The organism is Pseudomonas koreensis (assembly GCF_012986595.1).
In the GTDB taxonomy this organism is placed as follows: Bacteria; Pseudomonadota; Gammaproteobacteria; order Pseudomonadales; family Pseudomonadaceae; genus Aquipseudomonas; species Aquipseudomonas koreensis.
This window is the reverse complement of the sequence record NZ_JAAQYM010000001.1, coordinates 801,912-823,403: the sequence shown is the minus strand read 5'-3', so window position 1 is coordinate 823,403 and position 21,492 is coordinate 801,912. Positions and strand designations below refer to the sequence as shown.

At 61.7% G+C, this 21,492-nt stretch carries 19 protein-coding genes; 6 read left to right on the top strand and 13 right to left on the bottom strand.

The genetic code is table 11. The features are described 5' to 3' along the window. Positions 1-60: 60 nt before the first annotated feature. Entirely contained in the window at positions 61-936 is an 876-nt protein-coding gene (locus tag HBN98_RS03920) for an AraC family transcriptional regulator (RefSeq protein WP_083366965.1), read from the bottom strand. 264 nt (positions 937-1,200) lie between these two features. Here HBN98_RS03920 and HBN98_RS03915 point away from each other — a divergent pair, with 264 nt between their 5' ends. Further along, positions 1,201-2,103, top strand: coding sequence for a DMT family transporter (locus HBN98_RS03915; RefSeq protein ID WP_083366964.1), 903 nt, complete (start codon positions 1,201-1,203; stop codon positions 2,101-2,103). Between the two features lie 19 nt (positions 2,104-2,122). On the opposite strand, the gene HBN98_RS03910 is transcribed toward HBN98_RS03915, so the two are convergent. The 4 genes from HBN98_RS03910 to HBN98_RS03895 all read right to left on the bottom strand — a co-directional run bounded on the left by HBN98_RS03910 (position 2,123) and on the right by HBN98_RS03895 (position 6,601). Next, positions 2,123-2,632 carry a DUF2165 family protein gene (locus HBN98_RS03910; RefSeq protein ID WP_083366963.1) on the bottom strand — a complete coding sequence of 170 codons (510 nt, stop codon included), beginning with the start codon at positions 2,630-2,632 and terminating at the stop codon, positions 2,123-2,125. A 148-nt stretch (positions 2,633-2,780) separates the two neighbouring features. Then, positions 2,781-3,755: a 2-hydroxyacid dehydrogenase gene (locus HBN98_RS03905; RefSeq protein ID WP_064586049.1), complete on the bottom strand. Its 975-nt coding sequence runs from the start codon at positions 3,753-3,755 to the stop codon at positions 2,781-2,783. Positions 3,756-4,876: 1,121 nt separating this feature from the next. Then, positions 4,877-5,251, bottom strand: coding sequence for a DUF6124 family protein (locus HBN98_RS03900; RefSeq protein ID WP_064586050.1), 375 nt, complete (start codon positions 5,249-5,251; stop codon positions 4,877-4,879). Positions 5,252-5,632: 381 nt separating this feature from the next. Continuing rightward, on the bottom strand, positions 5,633-6,601 hold the full coding sequence (locus HBN98_RS03895; RefSeq protein ID WP_064586051.1) for a LysR family transcriptional regulator: 969 nt from the start codon (positions 6,599-6,601) through the stop codon (positions 5,633-5,635). Between the two features lie 284 nt (positions 6,602-6,885). Between HBN98_RS03895 and HBN98_RS03890 the strand changes: the two genes are divergently transcribed. The 4 genes from HBN98_RS03890 to HBN98_RS03875 all read left to right on the top strand — a co-directional run bounded on the left by HBN98_RS03890 (position 6,886) and on the right by HBN98_RS03875 (position 11,826). Continuing rightward, the gene (locus tag HBN98_RS03890) at positions 6,886-8,385 is read left to right on the top strand and encodes an efflux transporter outer membrane subunit (RefSeq protein WP_083366962.1); all 1,500 of its coding nucleotides are present in this window, start codon (positions 6,886-6,888) and stop codon (positions 8,383-8,385) included. Between the two features lie 171 nt (positions 8,386-8,556). Continuing rightward, the gene (locus tag HBN98_RS03885; RefSeq protein WP_083366961.1) at positions 8,557-10,749 is read left to right on the top strand and encodes an FUSC family protein; all 2,193 of its coding nucleotides are present in this window, start codon (positions 8,557-8,559) and stop codon (positions 10,747-10,749) included. Further along, positions 10,739-10,939, top strand: coding sequence for a DUF1656 domain-containing protein (locus HBN98_RS03880; RefSeq protein WP_003221811.1), 201 nt, complete (start codon positions 10,739-10,741; stop codon positions 10,937-10,939). The genes HBN98_RS03885 and HBN98_RS03880 overlap by 11 nt, the downstream gene beginning before the upstream one ends. Before the next feature lie 23 nt (positions 10,940-10,962). Beyond that, positions 10,963-11,826 carry an efflux RND transporter periplasmic adaptor subunit gene (locus HBN98_RS03875; protein WP_083366960.1) on the top strand — a complete coding sequence of 288 codons (864 nt, stop codon included), beginning with the start codon at positions 10,963-10,965 and terminating at the stop codon, positions 11,824-11,826. A 146-nt stretch (positions 11,827-11,972) separates the two neighbouring features. On the opposite strand, the gene HBN98_RS03870 is transcribed toward HBN98_RS03875, so the two are convergent. Both HBN98_RS03870 and HBN98_RS03865 read right to left on the bottom strand, forming a co-directional pair. Next, a complete protein-coding gene (locus HBN98_RS03870) occupies positions 11,973-12,371 on the bottom strand; it encodes a DUF4440 domain-containing protein (protein ID WP_083366959.1) in 399 nt (132 codons plus the stop codon). Then, positions 12,368-13,738, bottom strand: a complete 1,371-nt coding sequence (locus HBN98_RS03865; RefSeq protein ID WP_083366958.1) for an MFS transporter — start codon at positions 13,736-13,738, stop codon at positions 12,368-12,370. Before HBN98_RS03865 ends, HBN98_RS03870 begins: the two co-directional genes overlap by 4 nt. Before the next feature lie 109 nt (positions 13,739-13,847). Here HBN98_RS03865 and HBN98_RS03860 point away from each other — a divergent pair, with 109 nt between their 5' ends. Next, entirely contained in the window at positions 13,848-14,729 is an 882-nt protein-coding gene (locus tag HBN98_RS03860; protein WP_083366957.1) for a LysR family transcriptional regulator, read from the top strand. A 111-nt stretch (positions 14,730-14,840) separates the two neighbouring features. Here the strand turns inward: HBN98_RS03860 and HBN98_RS03855 are convergent, their stop codons facing one another. The 6 genes from HBN98_RS03855 to HBN98_RS03830 all read right to left on the bottom strand — a co-directional run bounded on the left by HBN98_RS03855 (position 14,841) and on the right by HBN98_RS03830 (position 21,479). Then, entirely contained in the window at positions 14,841-15,665 is an 825-nt protein-coding gene (locus HBN98_RS03855; protein WP_083366956.1) for an SDR family oxidoreductase, read from the bottom strand. 34 nt (positions 15,666-15,699) lie between these two features. Next, positions 15,700-16,164, bottom strand: coding sequence for a hypothetical protein (locus tag HBN98_RS03850; protein WP_064586059.1), 465 nt, complete (start codon positions 16,162-16,164; stop codon positions 15,700-15,702). Between the two features lie 234 nt (positions 16,165-16,398). After that, on the bottom strand, positions 16,399-17,850 hold the full coding sequence (locus HBN98_RS03845) for a mannose-1-phosphate guanylyltransferase/mannose-6-phosphate isomerase (protein WP_064586060.1): 1,452 nt from the start codon (positions 17,848-17,850) through the stop codon (positions 16,399-16,401). 206 nt (positions 17,851-18,056) lie between these two features. Beyond that, positions 18,057-18,713 carry an alginate O-acetyltransferase AlgF gene (locus tag HBN98_RS03840; RefSeq protein WP_007914291.1) on the bottom strand — a complete coding sequence of 219 codons (657 nt, stop codon included), beginning with the start codon at positions 18,711-18,713 and terminating at the stop codon, positions 18,057-18,059. 14 nt (positions 18,714-18,727) lie between these two features. Then, on the bottom strand, positions 18,728-19,903 hold the full coding sequence (locus HBN98_RS03835; RefSeq protein WP_083366955.1) for an alginate O-acetyltransferase: 1,176 nt from the start codon (positions 19,901-19,903) through the stop codon (positions 18,728-18,730). Positions 19,904-19,913: 10 nt separating this feature from the next. Continuing rightward, the gene (locus HBN98_RS03830; RefSeq protein WP_007969546.1) at positions 19,914-21,479 is read right to left on the bottom strand and encodes an MBOAT family O-acyltransferase; all 1,566 of its coding nucleotides are present in this window, start codon (positions 21,477-21,479) and stop codon (positions 19,914-19,916) included. Between the last annotated feature and the right edge of the window lie 13 nt (positions 21,480-21,492).

The window sequence follows — 21,492 nt, the reverse complement described above, 5'->3', positions numbered from 1 at the left end:
CCTTCGGCAGCTCCTACAGTTGGAATGCGTTTCCCCTGCAGGAACTGCCGAAGGCTGCGATCAGCGCAAAAACGCCTGCCGATATTCCCCAGGCGTCCCACCCAACACCTGCTTGAACCGATTGGTGAAATGACTGGCACTGGCAAAGCCGCACGCCAGCGCAATCTCCCCCAACGGCAACGCCGTGCTACGCAACAACTCCCGCGCCCGGCTCAAGCGGCGTGCCAGCACATACTGATGCGGCGGCAAACCGAAACTGGTGCGGAACATCCGCGCAAAGTGGTATTCCGACAGCGCACACAACCCGGCCAGTTGCCCGAGGCTGATGGGCTCGGCCAACTGACTGTCGATGAACTCCACCAGTTGCCGACGCTGATGCGGCGCCAGCCCGCCCTTGAGGCGCAACCCCTGGCGGGCGCCGACCTGGCTGAGCAAGGTGTGGCTGATCAATTCATGGGCGAGGCTACTGGTCAGCAGACGCTCGGCGGGTTCGTCCCAGTTCAGGGTCAACAGTTGCCGAAAGCGCCGCGCCTGTTGCGGGTCTTCGAGAAAAGTCTGCTCGCGCAACTGCATTTCCCGAGGTTCGCGATCAAGCAGGGTGACGCAACCCAGGGCGAATTGTTCGGCGCTGAAATACAGGTGTGCCAGGCGAATGTCGCCGTTGATCACCCAGCCTGACTCATGCTCGGCGGGCAGGATGCAGAGTTTGTCCGGGCCACCCTTGTGCCCCGGCTGACCGCGCCGAAACGTGCCGGTACCGCCGGCGATATAGCAGGACAACGTGTGGTGACTTGGTGCTTCGTATTCCTGGGCGTCGTGGTGGTTGGTCCACAGCGCCGCAGACAAGCCGTCTCCGAGCTCGGCGCTGTGCACAAGGCGTGCGTTCGGCGAGCGGTTGAGGGCTTGAAAGACTTGCAGGGTATCGATAGCGGCCATATGCGGTTCTCTCCAACGCCTTGCATCCTACTCCGTAGGCGTCGCGCTGCCAGCCAGTACGCCGACAAAAGCGCAAGATTGTGCAAGCGCTCCAACCCTTGCTACCGCACCCTGATTCTCAATTAAACGCGAAACCTGTGGCGAGGGAGCTTGCTCGCGCTGAGTGCGCGGCACTCACCAATGGGGCTGCTGCGAAGCCCAGCGCGAGCAAGCTCGCTCGCGACAGAAAAGCGCTCAGCGTTGCCGCATCAAGGAGTGTTTGCCATGAACCTGTCGTTGTATTTGTTGACCGTGCTGATCTGGGGCACCACCTGGATAGCCCTGAAATGGCAACTGGGGGTGGTGGCGATTCCAGTGTCGATCGTCTATCGCTTCGGCCTCGCCGCGCTGGTGTTGTTCGTGCTGTTGCTGCTCAGCCGCAGGCTGCAGCCGATGAACCGCCGTGGCCATCTGATCTGCGTGGCGCAGGGTTTGTGCCTGTTCTGCGTCAACTTCATGTGTTTCCTGACGGCCAGCCAGTGGATCCCCAGCGGCCTGGTGGCGGTGGTGTTTTCCACCGCGACTTTGTGGAACGCGCTCAATGCGCGGGTGTTCTTCGGCCAGCGCATTGCCCGCAATGTGCTGATGGGCGGGGCGCTGGGCTTGTTCGGGCTGGGGATGTTGTTCTGGCCGGAACTGGCCGGCCATCACGCCAGCCCGCAGACCTTGCTCGGTCTGGCGCTGGCATTGTGCGGAACCCTGTGTTTCTCGGCGGGCAACATGCTCTCGAGCCTGCAACAGAAGGCCGGTCTGAGACCCTTGACCACCAATGCCTGGGGCATGGCCTACGGCGCGGCGATGCTGTCGGTGTGGTGCCTGGTCAAAGGCATTCCGTTCAACATGGACTGGTCGCCGCGCTACGTCGGCGCGCTGCTGTACCTGGTCATTCCGGGCTCGGTGATCGGCTTCACCGCGTACCTGACGCTGGTCGGGCGCATGGGGCCGGAGCGTGCGGCGTATTGCACCGTGCTGTTCCCGGTGGTGGCGCTGAACGTATCAGCGTTTGCCGAGGGTTATCAGTGGACGGCGCCGGCGCTGGTCGGGCTGGTATTGGTGATGCTGGGTAATGTGCTGGTGTTTCGTAAGCCGAAAACGCTGGTGGCACCGGTACAGGGAAAGTTGGCATGAAATAAACGGACGCTGGATATCAGCGCTCGACTTTCAAAGTAATGTAAATCATCACCGGGAATACGAAGTCAACGATATGCCGTGCCCAGTCCTTGGCATTCCATGATTGCGAAGTGTCCATGTCAAACCATTCCACACCCACAGTTTGCAGGCACACGTAATAAATGAAAATGGCCGCCAGTATGCCCATGATCGAGAACTTTTTTGCCTCGTGGAATACTTCGGCAGGCGCATTGATATGGCGCAGCAATTGATAGGTGCCCATCACGCACAGCAAGGTATACGTGACCTCCAGTGTGATGATGAACCAATAGATCCGGTGATGGATCAGCGATGATTCAATCGCTCGATACTTTATGGATTCACTGGCGGTAGTGGTGTCCATGCTCAGGATATGCGCCACGTAAGTGTAATTAGAGTCGTAGTCGGTAAAGTTGTGGATTATCACCAGTACGCCAAAGAAACTGATGTAAGCCATCAAGATAACTTTGCTGTAACGAATGAGTTTGTCGGTTGTCAGGGTGTTCACGGGTTCAGCTCTCCATAGCGTTAGTCGATCATTCGATCGCCAGGCAGAGCTTATAATGCTGTTGTTTAATTGGGGTTGTTGTTCAATTTCAAGTTGTGTGGGGCGGCCACTGACGGGCAAGTGCGGTTATGCACTTGCCCGTTCTTTTTTATCCGCGCCAGACTTGCGGGTTGACCAGATCTTGCGGGCGTTCACCAAGCAGCGCGCTGCGCAGGTTGGCGAGGGCGCGGTTGGCCATGGCTTCGCGGGTTTCATGGGTGGCGGAGCCGATGTGCGGCAATGTCACGGCGTTTTTCAACTGGAACAGCGGCGACTCGGCCAGCGGTTCTTTTTCGTAGACGTCGAGGCCGGCGCCACGGATGCGGTTGTTTTGCAGGGCTTCGATCAGCGCCGGTTCATCGACCACCGGACCGCGAGAAATGTTGACCAGAATGGCGCTCGGTTTCATCAGCGCCAGTTCGCGGTGGCTGATCAGGTGGCGGGTCTTGTCGCTGAGCGGCACGACCAGGCAGACGAAGTCGGCTTCGGCCAGCAGTTGGTCGAGGCTGCGAAATTGCGCGCCGAGTTGTTGTTCCAGTTCGGTCTTGCGGCTGTTGCCGCTGTAGAGGATCGGCATGTTGAAGCCGAAGTGGCCACGGCGGGCGACGGCGGCGCCGATGTTGCCCATGCCGACGATGCCCAGGGTTTTGCCGTGGACGTCACAGCCGAACAACGGTGCGCCGACGCTGGCTTGCCACTGGCCGGCCTTGGTCCAGGCGTCGAGTTCGGCGACCCGGCGGGCGCTGCTCATGATCAGGGCGAAGGCGAGGTCGGCGGTGCTTTCGGTGAGCACGTCGGGGGTGTTGGTGAGCATGATGCCGCGTTGGTTGAAGTAGTCGAGGTCGTAGTTGTCGTAGCCGACGGAGACGCTGGAGACGACTTCGAGTTTGGCCGCGTTTTCGAGTTGGGCTTTGCCGAGTTTGCGGCCGACGCCGATGAGGCCGTGGGCGTGGGGGAGGGCTTCGTTGAATTGGGCGTTGATGTCGCCGTTTTTGGGGTTGGGGACGATGACGTCGAATTCCTGTTGCAGGCGTTCGATCATTGGGGGGGTGATGCGGCTGAAGGCCAGGACTGTTTTTTTCATTGGGCTGGGGCTCGGCTGTCTGGATTACCAAGCACGCTATCATTTCTGGCTTGGGGTTGTCTTGGCGGCCTTTGGGCCGACCAGGTTCTTGGGGTTTTGGGTGTATATCCGTTTCTGCGGGTGTTGCCGCTGGCGGTTTCGCTCTTACAGCGAGTCCCTTTGGCAGACGCCCCAAAGGAACCAAAGGTCTGGGCCCCGGCGTTCGGCCCTCGCTTAGGCTCGGGTTCCTTCGCTCCGGGATTCATCCGGGGGGCATCGCCTACGGTTTGCTTCGCTGCACCTCCTCTCGATGTGTTTGGCTGCGCCAAACGGTCGCTGCGCTCCCACCCCCGGATAAACCCCTCCACTCAGCCTGCCGAAGGGGCCGGTACGGCAAGATCAAGAGCTGCAGCCGAGCTAACGCTCATCCTGTTGAGTGGTGAGAAGCGGATGCGGTCTGCTGTTGATTTCTGTGGGAGCTGGCTTGCCAGCGATGGCGGCCTGACAGCCGACCATCTCCAGCTGAATACACCCAATCCAACTGTAGGAGTGAGCCTGCTCGCGATGGCGGCCTGACAGCCAACCAATCTCCGACTGAATGCACCCAATCCAATTGTGGGAGCTGGCTTGCCAGCGATGGCGGCCTGACAGCCGACCAGTCTCCAACTGAATGCACTCAATCCAACTGTAGGAGTGAGCCTGCTCGCGATGACGGCCTGATAGCCAACCAATCTCCGACTGAATGCACCCAATCCAATTGTGGGAGCTGGCTTGCCAGCGATGGCGGCCTGACAGCCGACCAGTCTCCAACTGAATGCACTCAATCCAATTGTGGGAGCTGGCTTGCCAGCGATGGCGGCCTGACAGCCGACCAATCTCCAGCTGAATGCACCCAATCCAACTGTAGGAGTGAGCCTGCTCGCGATGGCGGCCTGACAGCCGACCAGTCTCCAACTGAATGCACTCAATCCAATTGTGGGAGCTGGCTTGCCAGCGATGGCGGCCTGACAGCCGACCAAGTCTCCAGCTGAATACACTCAATCCAACTGTGGGAGCGAGCCTGCTCGCGAAAGCGGTGTGTCAGTCACCAGAAGTGTTGGAGGTGCTAACGCCTTCGCGAGCAGGCTCGCTCTCACAAGGGTTCAGCTGTGTGCTGCTGGCTGGGTGATTTCGACATTATCCAGCACTCGATTCACGGCCAGTTCCGCCAGCATGATGATCTGCTGAATCGCCAGAAGGGTGTGCCGCTGTGGCGGATCCACATAGGCCGCAATGTCGCTGGTCATGATGCTCGCCGAGGCCAGTGATTCGCAGGCGTGCACCAGCAGGCTTTCGTTGTCCATGTCGGGGACGACCTGGAACATGGTGCTGGGCTTGTGGGATTTCAGGGGGGTGGAGGAGGGTTTGAGGTAGTGGTCCAGCGCACGCTCGGCGGCGTCGTGGAGTTTTTTCGAGTCGATGGATTCGTAGGGGGAGGTGCAGTCCGTCTCGGGCGGATTGGGCGATGGTTTGATCATGGTGAAACTCCATTCGGGGTGTGGAGTTCGCCACGTACTGCGACCAAGCAATAGGGTGGCGAACCGTACGCAGGTTGGTCGACCAGGGAATGGAAACCCGGCAGGGCCAAGGCCCTCCCACGCACAGCTCGCCATTAAGCAAGCTTAAAAAGTGCGCCATTCTAAACCCGGACGACCAAGTCCGGTCGTTGATTCGTCAACGACCCCCTGAGCCTATCCACCCAATTTCCGACCCACAACCTTCAAAACCTGTCGGAAAACTTCCGCCAAATCACTCCTTTGTAGGAGCTGCCGTAGGCTGCGATCTTTTGATGTTTAAACATCAAGCTCAAACGATCGCAGCCGGCGGCCGCGCCTGCAGGTTTCGCGATATGTTGAAAATCAGTTGGCGACGCGGGCTCCGGCGAGGCTGCCGCTTAACTCGTAGGCGGCCAGTTCTGCTTGGTGCGCCGCCAATATTTCCGGCAGCGATCCGCGCAAGTACTCCACCCAGGTTTTGATCTTCGCATCCAGGTATTGCCGCGATGGGTAGATCGCGTACAGGTTGAGTTCCTGCGAGCGGTAGTTCGGCATCATCCGCACCAGCGTGCCGTTGCGCAGGCCTTCGATGGCGGCGTACACCGGCAGCACGCCGACGCCCATGCCGCTGATGATCGCGGCTTTCATTGCGTCGGCGGAGTTCACCAGGAATGGCGAGCTGTTGATGGTGACCATTTCCTGGCCGTCCGGGCCGTTGAAGGCCCATTTTTCCAGGGGGATCACCGGGCTGACGAGGCGCAGGCAGGCGTGGTTCAGCAGGTCGCTGGGCTTTTGTGCGCAGCCGTTGGCTTTCACGTAGGCCGGCGAGGCGCAGACGATGCTGTAGGTGATGCCCAGGCGTTGCGAGACGAAACCCGAGTCCGGCAGTTCGCTGGCGAGCACGATGGACACGTCGTAGCCCTCGTCGAGCAGGTCCGGCACGCGGTTGGCCATGGTCAGGTCGAAGGTCACGTCCGGGTGGGTCTTGCGGTAGCGGGCGATGGCGTCGATCACGAAGTGCTGGCCGATGCCGGTCATGGTGTGCACTTTCAGCTGGCCGGCGGGGCGGGCGTGGGCTTGGCTGGCCTCGGCTTCGGCTTCTTCGACATAGGCCAGGATCTGTTCGCAGCGCAGCAGGTAGCGCTTGCCGGCTTCGGTCAGGGCGATGCGCCGGGTCGTGCGATTGAGCAGGCGGGTTTGCAGGTGGGCTTCCAGGTTGGAGACCGCGCGCGAGACGTTGGCCGTGGTGGTGTCGAGTTGCACGGCGGCGGCGGTGAAGCTGCCGGCTTCGGCCACGCAACTGAAGGCGCGCATGTTTTGCAATGTGTCCATGGGGTGCTCTCAAGGGAGATGGCAAATTGTGACACGAAGTTTCAGGGGCTGAGACCCCCGACCAAGGGATTATCTCGTTAACGGTAACAAAGATTCACAGGAATCCCAGCTTATCGCCGCACAGGGCGTTCCATAGAATTGCGCCGTTCCCATGTAGGAGCTGCCGAAGGCTGCGATCTTTCGATTTTGTTTTAAGGGAATCAAGATCAAAAAGATCGCAGCCTTCGGCAGCTCCTACAGAGGGGAACACGCCCCGCCTTATCCTCTTTCAGGAATTCGCAGCTGTGCCGCGTCGCATCAACAGAGCGCTTTTGCCGCTCAGTGTTCTGGCTTTCACTTTGGCTCTCGGCGGCTGCATCGGTACCGCTGGCATTGCCCCGCAAGGCAAGGCGTTGGAGGCCAATACGCTGGCCACCGACGACGCGATTGCCCATGCCGCCCAAGACGCCCACTGGCCCACCGCGCAATGGTGGCAAGCCTACGGCGACCCGCAACTCAATCACTGGATCGACCTCGCCGTGCAGGGCAGCCCGAGCATGGCCATGGCCGCGGCGCGGGTGCGTCAGGCCAAGGCGCTGGCCGGTGCCGCCGAAGCCGCCGAGTCGTTGCAGATCAATGGCGAGTCGACGCTCAAGCGCCACAACTGGCCGACCGACCCGTTCTACGGTCCCGGGGACCTGGCCAACACCACCACTTGGGACAACAACGCTGCGCTGGGTTTCAGCTACGCCCTCGACCTCTGGGGCCGGGAAAGCAATGCCAGCGAACGCGCGGTGGATCTGGCGCACATGAGCGCCGCCGAGGCGCGGCTGGCGCAGCTGGAATTGCAGAACAACCTCGTGCGCGCCTACATCGAGCTGTCGCTGCATTACGCCCAGCGCGACATCGTTGCGGCGACGCTCAAGCAGCAACAGCAGATTCTTGATCTGGCGCAGAAGCGTCTGGACGGTGGCATCGGTACGCACTTCGAAGTCAGCCAGGCCGAAACGCCGTTGCCGGAAACCCATCGGCAGCTGGATGCGCTGGATGAAGAAATCGCCCTGAGCCGCAACCAGATCGCCGCGCTGGCCGGTAAAGGCCCGGGCGCCGGTGCGCAGTTGCAGCGTCCAACCCTGGCGCTGAATGCGGCGTTGAAATTGCCGTCGGCATTGCCTGCCGAGTTGTTGGGCCAGCGCCCGGACGTGGTCGCCAGTCGCTGGCAGGTGGCGGCGCAGGCGCGCGGTATCGATGTCGCGCATGCCGGGTTTTATCCCAACGTCGATCTGGTCGGCAGCCTCGGCTACATGGCCACCGGCGGTGGGGCGCTGGAGTTTTTGACCGGCAAGAAACTCAACTACAACGTCGGCCCGGCGATCTCCTTGCCGATCTTCGACGGTGGCCGTTTGCGCAGCGAACTGGGAGAAGCGTCCGCCGGGTACGACATCGCCGTGGCGCATTACAACCAGACACTGGTCAATGCGCTGAAGAACATCTCCGACCAGTTGATCCGCCGCGAGTCGATGGACAAGCAGCAGGCCTTCGCCGCCGAATCCGTGGCCACTGCGCAGAAGACTTACGACATCGCGATGATCGCCTATCAGCGTGGCCTCACCGATTACCTCAACGTGCTCAATGCGCAGACGCTGTTGTTCAAACAACAGCAAGTGCAGCAGCAGGTGCAGGCGGCGCGGTTGAGTGCGCATGCCGAGTTGGTGACGGCGCTGGGTGGTGGACTTGGCGCCGGCAACGACGTGCCGACTGCCGAACAAACTGCAGCCCCGAAAACCCCGGCACTTTTGCGGTGAACACAATCCCGACGGCATGCGCAAACCTGTGGCGAGGGAGCTTGCTCCCGCTTGAGCGCGCAGCGCTCACAAGATTTTGGGGGCCGCTTCGCAGCCCAGCGGGAGCAAGCTCCCTCGCCACAGGAATTGTGTGATCCACAGATTTTTTCTTCATTCATTGAGCAAGACCAAATGACTCCCTTGCCCGCACCTCTACGCTGGCTCTACTCCCTGGAATGGCGCCGGGGTCTGTTTGACTGGGCGCGCAGCGATGGCGTGACCTGGGTGTATATCTTCAAGGTTTTGCTCGCCGCGTTCCTGACGTTATGGCTGGCGATGCGCCTGGAGTTGCCGCAACCGCGCACGGCGATGATCACCGTGTTCATCGTCATGCAGCCGCAGAGCGGTCATGTGTTCGCCAAGAGTTTCTATCGCTTCCTCGGCACCCTGGCCGGGTCGGCGATGATGGTCACGCTGATCGCGCTGTTCGCGCAGAACACCGAACTGTTCCTCGGCTCGCTGGCGATCTGGGTCGGCATCTGCTCGGCCGGTGCGGCACGCTGCCGTAACTTTCGCGCCTACGGTTTTGTCCTCGCCGGCTACACCGCAGCGATGGTCGGGCTGCCGGCGCTGGCCCATCCGGACGGGGCGTTCATGGCCGCGGTGTGGCGGGTGCTGGAAATCTCTCTGGGGATTCTCTGTTCGACCGTGATCAGCGCCGCGATCCTGCCGCAAACCGCCAGTGCGGCGATGCGCAACGCGTTGTATCAGCGCTTCGGCGTGTTTGCCCTGTTCGTCACCGATGGCCTGCGCGGGCGCAGCAAGGCCGACGCCTTCGAGACCAACAACGTGCGCTTCATCGCAGAAGCGGTGGGCCTGGAAGGGCTGCGCAGCGTGACCGTATTCGAAGACCCGCACATGCGTCGGCGCAACGGTCGCCTCAGTCGCTTGAACAGCGAGTTCATGGGCATCACCACGCGTTTCAACGCCTTGCATCAGTTGCTCGAACGCCTGCGCGGCAACGGTGAAGAACACGTGGTGGCTGCGATCAAACCGGGTTTGCAGGACCTGGCCGAAGTGCTCGACGGTTTCAGCGGCCGCGCCCTGACCAGCCCGGACGCTGCACGTTTGGCGACCGCTTTGGCGGCCTACAAGGAAGGCCTGCCGACGCGCGTGCGAACCTTGCGCGGCATCTTTCAGGAAACCGGCCCGAGCGAAGCCGAGCAACTGGATTTCCACACCGCGTACGAGCTGCTGTATCGCTTCGTCGACGACCTGCACAGTTATGCACAGACCCACGCCTCGCTGGCCGATCACAGCCACGAACGCGAACGCTGGGACGAGCCGTTCACCCCGCAGACCAACTGGTGGGCCGCCGCCGCTTCGGGCATTCGTGCCTCGTTCATCCTGATCGTGCTGGGCAGTTACTGGGTCGCCACTGCGTGGCCAAGCGGCGCGACCATGACCCTGATTGCTGCGGCCACCGTCGGCCTGTCCGCCGCCACGCCGAACCCGAAGCGCATGGCGTTCCAGATGGCGTGCGGCACGTTTCTCGGGGCGCTGATCGGCTTCGTCGAGATGTTTTTCATCTTTCCGTGGATCGACGGTTTTCCCCTGCTGTGCGTGATGCTCGCACCGGTGATCGTGCTCGGTTCGTTTCTCGCTTCGCGGCCGCAATACGCAGGCGTGGGCTTGGGGTTGTTGATCTTTTTCAGCACCGGTTCGGTGCCGGACAATCTGACCGTCTACAACCCTTACACCTTCATCAACGACTACATCGCCATGGTCATGGGCATGCTCGTTTGCGCCGCTGCCGGCGCAATTATTCTGCCGCCCAACAGCCGCTGGTTGTGGAAGCGTCTGGAGCAGGATCTGCGCGGCCAGGTGGTGTACGCGATCAGCGGCAAGCTCAAGGGCCTGGCGTCAAGTTTCGAGAGCCGCACCCGCGACCTGCTGCATCAGGCTTACGGGCTCGCCGCCGGGCAGCCGACCGTGCAGAAGAACCTGCTGCGCTGGATGTTCGTGGTGCTGGAAGTCGGCCACGCGATCATCGAGTTGCGCAAGGAACAGGCGATTCTCCCGGTGCACCCGGCGTATGCCGAATCGCAGCCGTGGCGTCAGGCGATCCGCGTGATGGGCCGGGCGCTGGTGCGGCTGTTTCTGCAACCGAACCAGAGCAATCTGGAGCGCGCATTGGTGGCGGTGGATCACGCGATCAGCCGGGTCGCCGCGACTGACGAGCCATTCGCGCCGCACTTCGATACGTCCGCGTTGCGCCGGGTGAAGAGCTACCTGCACTTCATCCGCACCTCGTTGCTCGACCCGCAATCACCGCTCGCCGCCTATGCCGTCGCCAAGCCCGAAGGACTTGCCCATGCCTCGTGAAATCGCCTTCCACGGCGTGTACATGCCGACCATGACCCTGATGTTTTTCGTCGCTGCGGCGCTGGCCTGGGCGCTGGACCGGTTCCTCTCGGGGTTCGACCTGTACCGCTTCTTCTGGCACCCGGCGCTGCTGCGCCTGAGCCTGTTTACCTGTCTGTTCGGCGCCATGGCGCTGACTGTTTACCGTTGACTCTCTCTCTGAAGAAGGCCCTGATGAAAAAGTTTTTCAGCCTGCTCGCGACCCTGCTGGTGCTGGCCCTGGCGTTGTGGATCGGCCGCACGTTGTGGGAGCACTACATGAATACTCCGTGGACCCGCGACGGTCGGGTGCGCGCCGACATCATCAACGTCGCGGCCGACGTCACCGGTGAAGTCATCGAAGTGCCGGTGCGCGACAACCAGTTGGTGAAGAAGGGCGATTTGCTCATGCAGATCGACCCGGAGCACTACCGCATCGCGGTCAAACAGGCGCAGTCGCTGGTCGCCTCGCGCAAGTCGACCTGGGAGATGCGCAAGGTCAACGCGCACCGCCGCGCCGACCTCGACAACCTGGTGATCTCCAAGGAAAACCGCGACGATGCCAGCAACATCGCCGACGCCGCGCTGGCCGATTACCAACACGCGCAAGCGCAACTGGAAGCCGCCGAACTCAACCTCAAACGCACCGAAGTGCGCGCGGCGGTGGACGGCTACGTGACCAACCTCAACGTGCATCGCGGCGACTACGCGCGCATCGGTGAAGCGAAAATGGCCGTGGTCGACATGAACTCGTTCTGGGTCTACGGCTTCTTCGAAGAGACCAAGCTGCCGCACATACGCGTGGGCGACAAGGCCGACATGCAACTGATGAGCGGCGAAGTGTTGAAGGGCCACGTGGAGAGCATTTCCCGCGGCATCTACGACCGCGACAACCCGGAAAGTCGCGAACTGATCGCCGACGTCAACCCGACCTTCAACTGGGTGCGCCTGGCGCAGCGGGTGCCGGTGCGCATTCACATCGATGAAGTGCCGGAAGGTGTGCTATTGGCGGCGGGGATTACCTGCACGGTGGTGGTGAAGCAGGACACGGGAGAGTAAACCTGTGGCGAGGAAGCTTGCTCCCGCTCGGCTGCGTAGCAGTCGTCAAAGCTGACGGCGCGGTTTGCCTGACAGGGTTGTGGGCAGGTATTGGGGCTGCTGCGCAGCCCAGCGGGAGCAAGCTCCCTCGCCACAAAGGGATCGCATCAGCCTTGGCAAAACGTTTCGTGCAAATGCCGCCACAGCACCCGACCGGTCTCGGTTCTTTCAAACACCACCGTCGAGCGCCGATCGGTGTGCACCCCGCTCGCATCGGTCTGCTGCTCGCGGTAACTCAGCGTCGCTCCCTGCGAATGCAGGGCAATCCCGCGCAGCTCACTGAGCTCGATCCTGAACCCGGGCTTCTTCCCGCCCGCCGTCTGAAACAGCGCGCGCAAGGCGTCGATATCCAGCGCCCGGCCCAGCGGCGTGACCATGGAAAAATCCGCCGAGAACCGGCTCAGCAAGCGCTCCAGTTCTGCCGAATCCTGCTCCACGGCAAACCAGCGTTCGATGACCAGGTGGGCCTGGATCACTTCATCAAAATATTCGTTGTAGTCAATCATGTGGATTTTTCCTGAAGGGGCGGTGTGCTCAGCAGCGCGAGCACTTTGGAGGCGTCGAAACGCAGCACGGCGATCATCGGCAGCAATGTGAGCAAGGCAGCCGCGAGAAAACAGTATTGGAAACCGTGGCCGCCCAGTGCGCCCAACAGCGAACTCAGCAGCGCCGCGCCGAGGCAGAAACCGAGTTGGCGATTGATGTTCCACAAGGCGCTGGAGTGGCCCATTTTTTCCGGGGTCATACCGACAAACGCCAGGGTCTGCGCGGTCACGCTGCACAGGCTGCCGCCCAGTCCCATCAGGGCGTAAGCGATGATCAGCGGCGCGGCGGCGGGCTGTTCGATGCGCATCAGCAGGACAATGCCCAGGCACTGCAAAAGCATGCCGGCGATCAGCAACGGTTTGGGACCGATACGGTTGAAACTGCGTTTGCCGAGCATGATCGCCACGCCCGAGGCGGCGGCCCAGGCCAGCATCAGCGCACCGGTTTGCGCGGCGCCGACACCGAGCTGGTGCAGGTACAACACGGCAATCATGTTGGTCCCGGTAAAGATCCCGGGCACGAACAGGTAGATCAGCATCGCCAGGCGCAGCGACGGACTCTTGATCAGTTGCAGGTCGAGGACGGCGTCGGGTTTGTGCCAGCCATCACGCAGGTATAACCACAGGAGCAATGCACCGAGCAGCAGGACCCCGCCAGCGAGTTGACGAGTTGCGGAGGCGCTGGCCAGGCTCACGGCCACCAGCAACAGGCTCAGGGCTGACACCGCCAGCAGCAGGCCGCGCAGATCCAGCGTCGGGCGTTCGGTGCTGGGCTGATCGGCTTTCAGCCACAACAGGCCCAGGGCGAACGCCAACAATGCCAGCGGCAGGTTCAGGTAGAAAATCCAGCGCCACGACAAGGCCTCGACGATCAGGCCGCCCGCCGCCGGCGACAGGGCCGGGACCATCAGCGCGACCAGCAACACCACGCCAGTGAGGTGCGCCCGCTGCGCCACCGGGAATTGCCGATACGCCAGGGCTTGCCCGACCGGCAGCAACAAGCCGCCCCCGAGCCCTTGCAGCAGGCGCCAGCCAATCAGGCTTTCAATCGACCCGGCCTGGGCCACCAGCCCCGAGGCGATGCCGAACAGCAGCAGTGAACCGAGAATCAGCCGGCGCTCACCCAGTCGTGCAGCCAGCCACACGCTCATCGGAATGATCAGCGTCAGCCCGAGCATGTAGGCGTTGCTGATCCACGCCAGTTGCGGCACCGAGGCGTGCAACTCCCGCGCGATGTCCGGGTAGGCAATGCTGGCGGCGAACATGTTCAGCAGGTCGAGGGCGAACCCGAACAAATACACCAGCGCGACTTTCGAGCGATAGGCCATGGCAGCTTCCCTGTGATGAGACGTGCAGGGTAGGGCGCTTGTGGCGATAGGAAAACGCTGGTTTGCCTGCTAGTTTGTCAAAATTATTTTGACAGGGAGGGCCGTGACGATGGTCAGTCTGGACCGTTTCGACACGTTCAAAGCGGTGGTGGAGGCCGGGTCACTGACGGCCGCCGCCGACACCCTGGGCCAGACCCGTGCCGTGGTGAGCTTCAACCTCAAGCGCCTGGAAGAGGAATTGGGCGTGACGCTGCTCACGCGCAACACCCGCCAACTGGCCCTGACCGATGCCGGCGAGCGTTTTTATCGCCGCTGCCTGCGCACCCTCGACGAGGCGCGCCTGGCGATCGAGGAAGCGCGCTCCGAGCATTCGCAACTCAAGGGCACGCTGCGCATCACCACCACCGTGGAGTTTGCCCTGGCCCAGGTGGTGCCGGCGCTGGAGGTGTTTCGTCAGCAACAGCCGCAATTGAACATTCACCTGTCGACGTCCTCGACCCATGCTGATCTGATCTCCGAGCGCTTTGACCTGGCGATTCGTCTGGGGCGCATGCACGACTCCAATCTGCGCGCGGTGCGGCTGTCGACGTTCGAAGTGTTTGCAGTGGCCGCGCCGCAACTGGTCGAACGCTTTGCACCGGTGGCCACGCTGGCGACGCTGGAGTCGATGCCGACGCTCGGCCATGGCCGCGTCCCGGAAATGACCGTCACCGACCCGGCCGGCAGCGAGCATGTCTACCAGCCCAAACCGGGGACCACTGCCATCGTCGCCGACAACTCGGCAACGCTCAGGGCCTTTGCATTGACCGGGCAAGGCGTGGCGATTTTGCCGCAATGGCTGATTCAGGATGATCTGGAGGCCGGGCGATTGGTGCGGTTGCTGGCGGATTACCGCTTTGCCCAGCAGGGTGTGTATGCGCTGTATCCGGATACCCGGCATTTGCCGCTGAAGGTGCGGGCGTTTATTGATTTCATGAAAGCGTGGGGATGACTGTTGGCTGACCCGGCCTCTTCGCGAGCAGGCTCGCTCCCACAGAGGACCTTCGGCATGACAGAGATCCAATGTGGGAGCGAGCCTGCTCGCGAAGGTGTCGACTCCGGGTCAGAGCTTTGCGCGCAACCCGAACCGCTTCATCAACGCAGACTCCAGCAACCCCTTGGGCAACAAAGTAGCCAGCAACGGCAACGCCCGGCTGCCATTGCCAATGCGAACTAACCGTGGCGGCTTGTCCTGCTTCACAGCCTTGAGCAATTCAGCGGCAAATTCAGTGGCCGGTGTCGGCTTGTCCTGCGAGGCCTTGGCCCGCGCGCGAATCCCTTCACGCAGCGCAAACCACGGCGATTGCTCGTTGATCAACTGCTCGGCTTCATGCCCGGCGTTCTTGGCGAAGCTCGACTGGATCGCTCCCGGCTGGACCTCCATCACGCGGATGCCGAACGGTGCCAGCTCCATGCGCAAGGCATCGCTCAAGGCATGCACGGCGGCTTTCGAGGCGCAGTAGGCACCGGCGAATGGCGTGACCAAAACCCCTGAGACACTGCCGATGTTCACCACCAGCCCCTTGGCCCGGCGCAGCACCGGGAACAGTGCGCGAGTCACGCCGACAATCGAGAACACGTTGGTCTCGAACTGGCGCTGCATGGCCGGCACGCCGCCATCGAGCAGCGGCCCCATCGCGCCATAACCGGCGTTGTTGATCAGCACGTCGAGGCCGCCGTGTTGCTGGTTGATCCGTTCGCCGAGTTGTTCCAGCGCGGCGCTGTCATTGACGTCCAACTGGATCGCGGTGAACCCGGCAGCGGCGAGGGCCGAGACGTCCTCGGCCTTGCGCGCACTGGCCCAGACCTCGTAACCGGCGGCTTTGAAGGCGTCAGCGAGGGCGCGGCCAATGCCGCTGGAGCAACCGGTAATCAACGCAACGGGCATGGCGCATTCCTTGTGCAAAAAAGGGGGGAGGGGATCAGTCGGAGAAGCTGCCTTGCAAACGCTCGGCGCGGAATTCCAGGGTTTGCGGACGGTAACCGGCACGCAGCGGTGGCATCGGCAAACAGTCTTCCCATTCGCCGCCGGCCTGCAATTCGCCGGGGCCACGATAGCGCGGCGCGGTGTATTGGTTGTCGGCCAGATTGACCGTGTCGCCCGGCGCGTAGGCGGCGATGCGCCAGCGCAGTTCGGTCAGCGGGACGTCGTTGCCGTTTTTCATTTTCAGTTGCAGCGGGCGGTCCGCCGGGCACTGCTCTGGGGCGTAGGCAATGCGCATTTCCAGACGCGCCAGTTGCTTGAGCTCGCGGTTGTCCAGCCACACCACCCAGACCGCCACCAGGCCCAGGCCAACAGCGGCCGCCACCGACACCGGCAACGCCTTGGCCGGATAGCGGAGCAACAGGATCAGCCAGGTGATGACCAGCAAAATGCCGATGAACATGTCGCACAACCTCGCAGGGTAGAGGGGCATCCTACCTAAGCGTAGGTGAGGTTGGCGATGGGCAGGGCAAAGTCAAAAGATCGCAGCCTGCGGTAACGCCTGCAGTTGGAACGCGTTTTCCCTGTAGGAGCTGCCGCAGGCTGCGATCTTTTGCTTTTAAAAAAAAGCCCCCGCCCAACCCACTGAGGATAGGGGACGCAGCGGGCTGGACGGGGGCTTCTTGTTACGCGGTGATCACTGCGCGATGGTTTTCACCGACACGCCGCGTTCGATCGGGGTCGAGCGACCGTAGATGTCTTCGAAACGCTCGATGTCATCTTCGCCCAGGTAGCTGCCCGATTGCACTTCGATGATTTCCAGCGGGATCTTGCCCGGGTTGCGCAGGCGGTGCACCGAGGCGATCGGGATGTAGGTCGACTGGTTCTCGCAGAGCAGGAACACGTTGTCATCGCAGGTCACTTCGGCGGTGCCGCTGACCACGATCCAGTGTTCGGCGCGGTGGTGGTGCATCTGCAGCGACAGGCACGCGCCCGGTTTGACCGAGATGTGCTTGACCTGGAAACGGCCGCCCATGTCCACCGAGTCATACGAGCCCCACGGACGGTAGACCTCGCAGTGGTTCTGGGTTTCGCTGCGGCCCTGCTCGTTGAGGGTGGCGACCATCTGCTTGACGCCCTGCACCTTGTCCTTGTGGGCGATCATCATCGCGTCCTTGGTTTCGACCACGACGATGTTCTCCAGGCCGATCACCGACACCAGTTTGCCGTTGCCGTGGATCATGCAGTTCTTGCTGTCCTGGATCACCACGTCGCCTTTGCTGACGTTGCCGTTGGCGTCTTTCTCGTTGACTTCCCACAGCGACGACCAGCAACCGACATCGCTCCAGCCGGCGGTCAGCGGCACCACGCAGGCGCGCTGGGTTTTTTCCATGACGGAATAGTCGATGGAGTTGTCCGGGCAGCAGGCGAAAGTGGCTTCGTCCAGCGTGACGGTGTCGGCGTCCTGCTGGCTGCGCTCGAGGGTCAGCAGGCAGGTGTCGTAGATGTCCGGATCGTGCTTTTTCAGCTCTTCGAGGAAGCGGCTGGCGCGGAACAGGAACATGCCGCTGTTCCAGTAGTAGCCGCCGGACTCGACGTATTCGGTGGCGCGTTTGACGTCGGGTTTTTCGACGAAGTGCGAGACGCGACTGACGCCTTCGGGCAGCAGCGAATCAGCAGTGGACTTGATGTAGCCGTAACCGGTTTCCGGTTTGGTCGCCGGCACACCGAACAGCACCATCTCGCCATTTTCGGCAGCGACGGTGGCCAATGCGAGGGCGCGTTGCAGGGCTTTCTGGTCTTCCAGCACGTGGTCGGCCGGCAGTACCAGCATCAGTTCGTCACGACCTTCGTTGACCAGCATCATCGCGGTCAGCGCCACGGCTGGCGCGGTGTTGCGGCCGAACGGTTCCATCAGGATGCGCTGGCATTCGAGGTTACGGTTGGCCAACTGCTCGTTGACGATAAAGCGGTGATCCTTGTTGCAGACCACGATCGGCGTGTCCATGCCTTCGAACACCAGGCGCTCCAGGGTTTGCTGGAACAGCGTGTGTTCACCGGTCAGGGCCAGGAATTGTTTAGGGAATTGCTTGCGCGAAAGCGGCCAAAGACGTGAACCGCTACCACCTGACAAGATCACCGGAATCATATTGTTACTCCATAAAATCGATTGGTTAGAGGCACGAACGTTGTGTCGTTTCACTCTTGTTTTTGTCTCGTACCGAGAGGCCGCCGCATTCCCCTGTAGGAGCTGCCGAAGGCTGCGATCTGTTGATCTTGATCTTCAAAAACAAAGTCAAAAGATCGCAGCGTGCCGCAGCTCCTACAGGGGTCAGCGTCTCATCGGAAAAATAATTAGCGGGTCGACACCGGGCGTTTTACCCAGACTGGCGACAGGCTGCTGCCGCTGCCGGTGACGTACAGCACCGCGGCCTCACCGCGCTCCAGCGCGACCGGTTTCACGTCGCCGACTTTCTTGTCGCCTTCGTACAGCGCCAGGCTGACTTTCACCGGGTTGATTTCACGTTCGCCACGGCCCTTGGCGGCCACGTTCGGCACCACGTCGGTCTTGCCGTCGGCGGTCTTCAGGGTCAGCGGCTTGTCGCTGAGGTTCTGCACGCGCACCAGGGATTTCTGCTTGTTCTTGAACGGCGGCTCTTCGATCAGTTGCGGTGCGCCGGAAGCGTTGTTGACCAGGGTGTAGTAGTGGTCACCGGCCAATTTCACCGGCAGGGTCTGGCTGCCGACCTTGGCGCTGTAGTCGCCGCCCGGCATGAAGCTGAAGTCGCTGCTGGCCAGTGGTGCAACGTCGCTCAGATTGGTGCTGCCGACGGTGGCGCTGACTTCGGCGTTGCTGGCGTTGTAGACCCGTACAAAGGTCGAGCCTTTCGGCGCGGTCGGGCCGTACAGCGCGGCGTCGCCACCGGCAAATGCAGGCACCGAGAGCACGCTGAGGCCAGCGACCAGAGCGAAGCTTTTAGCGAGACGACGAGGAGTAGTAGTGAAAGTCATGGTGTACCTCTCTTTCAGTTTTGCGCCCGATCGGGCGTCTCGGATTTAGTGTTGATTGCTACGTTTTGTTGGCGCGCGCCGGCTTGTTTGAGCTCTGCGACCCACTGCGGGTCGGCGTCGCCGATTTCGTTGTTCACAGGCAGATATCGTTCAGGAAACTCCCAGATCAGCACCTGCGGCGGGCTGTTCTTGAAGTCATCGCTTTTCAGGTAGCTGAGCATCGGCAGGATCGGGCCATGGCCGTCTTCGGCGTAATTGACCACGTCGCTGTGCAGCGCTTGTTTCAGCGCACCGACGAAGTTCCAGTTGGGGTTGGCGCTGTAGCTGGTGCCGACCAGTGCCACCGGCACTTCATGGCTGGCGAACAGCGCGTCGTCACCGGCAGGCTGCTCGCCGGCCGCGACGGTGTTGCGCTTTTGCAGCGGCTCTTGCGCCGGCATCAGGTTTTCGAACAGCGGGTCCAGCGGCAGGAACAGGCGTAGGTCGCCCTTGTGCGTGACCTTCTCCGCTGGCGTGGTGACAAAGCGCTGCGGCTCGCCGCTGAGCGGGAACTTGTCGGCGATGGTTTTCGCCAGGGTGTTGGCCGCGATCTCAGCGCCCTCAGGCGTCCAGTGGGTGTCGGTGCGCAGGAACACTTGCTGACCGTTGTGCTTGGCCTGTTGCAGCGGGCCGAGCAGGTCCGGGGCGAGGATCTTGTCCGCCGCGACACGGGCGTGGAAGTCCTGATAGAGGTTGGCGTGGATGCTCGCCGGTTTCACTTCACCCAGATGCTCCGGGTACAGGCGGACCTTGGCCGGAACGATCGCCATCACCAGTTTCACGCCTTTGGCCTTGAGGGTCTGGCGCACGCCTTCGACCAATGCGTAGTTGCCTTGCAGGTTCAGCTCTTCGTTGACGATCGGGTTGAATTCCTCGTCGCTGTACAGCCACTGATCGCGACCGAGCACCACGCCCGGACGACCTTCGTTGAACAGTTTGAAATCCAGCGCGGCCCAGAGGTTGGTGCCCAGACGCTTGATCGGGAATTGATCGTCGTAATGGGTTTCCACGGCTTTGCTCCAGCGACCGTTGAGCACCGTCGCGTCGGCATTGGTGCTGAAGCCGGAGAAGCTGCGCACCGACCACAGACCGAGCACCAGCAGGGTCACCAGAAACAGCGCGATGTAGAAGATGCGTAATGAGCGGGTCATGTCAGATCCCTCAGAACTGGAAGTAAAGGAACGGCGAGAAGCTTTGCGCCGAGAGTTTGAGAATCGAGGCGATGAACAGCAGCAGGATCAGGCCGCGCATCACGTAACGCGACCAGTCCGCGGTCCAGTAGGCCGGTTGCACCTGGGCTTCGACGCCGACGGTGTAGCCAGGCTCGTGGATGCTCGCCGGGTTTTCGCCAGGCGCGGCTTTGATCATTCCCGGGGTCGCAGTGGCAGGGCCGTTGGCCTCGACGTTGACTTCGGGTTTGCTCTTGACCGGCGGCTGGTTGGTGTACAGATCACGCAGGCCGAAGAACGCCAGCGTTGCATACGCCACCACCAGGGTTGCCACTTGTAGACCGGTGAGGCTGGCGCGGTTGAGTTCCGACAGCGACCAGTCGCTGAAGCTGAACATTGCGCCGTACATGCGACCGGCGACGTGCAGGTTTTCGGCACGGAAGATCACCCAGCCCATGACCACCAGCAGGAAGGTCAGCGCCCAGCGGATCGGGTTGAGGCTGCGCGGCGAGGTGTTGATGCCGAGCATTTTTTCGATCGCCAGCCACATGCCGTGCCAGGCGCCCCAGACGATGTAGGTGATGTTCGCGCCGTGCCACAGACCGCCGAGGAGCATGGTCAGGAACAGGTTGCGATAGGTCATCAGCGTGCCTTTGCGGTTACCGCCGAGGGTGATGTACAGGTAGTCACGCAGCCAGGTCGACAGGCTGATGTGCCAGCGGCGCCAGAACTCGGTGATCGACTGGCTGATGTACGGCTGCTTGAAGTTTTCCATGAAGCGGAAACCCATCATCAAGCCCAGACCGATGGCCATGTCGCTGTAACCGGAGAAGTCGAAATACAGCTGCGCGGTGTATGCCAGTGCGCCGAGCCAGGCATCACCCGTGGTCGGGTTTTGCAGGGCGAAGCAATGGTCGGCGACCACCGCGAGGGTGTCGGCGATGAAGACCTTCTTGATGAAACCCTGCATGAACCGCGTGCAGCCCTCGGAGAATTTGTCGAGGGTGTGGGTGCGGTTGTTGAACTGGTCGGCGAGGTCGCGGAAACGCAACACGGGGCCGGCAATCAGGTGCGGGAAGATCGCCACGAACGCTGCGAAGTCGATAAGGTTGCGGGTGGCCGGGGTGTCGCCGCGGTACACGTCGATGATGTAGCTGATCGACTCGAAGATGTAGAACGAGATGCCGATCGGCAACAGCACGTGGGTCAGGATGAACGGCTCCAGACCGAACGAGGTCATGATCGCGTTGATGCTGTCCACACCGAAGTTGGCGTACTTGAAGTAGCCGAGGATGCACAGGTCGACCGCCACACCGAGCAGCAGCCAGCGCTGGGCCGGTTTGGTGCGCACGCCGGCGGCACCGACTTTCAGGCCGATCCAGTAGTTCCACAGGGTGACACCGGCGAATAGCGCCAGGAAGTCCACCCGCCACCAGGCGTAGAACACGTAGCTGGCGATCAGCAGCAGCAGGTTGCGATAGCGTTGCCCGCTCAAGTAGTACAAGCCGAGAAAGATCGGCAAGAACAGAAACAGGAACACGTTGGATGAAAATACCATCCCGATCTCTCCA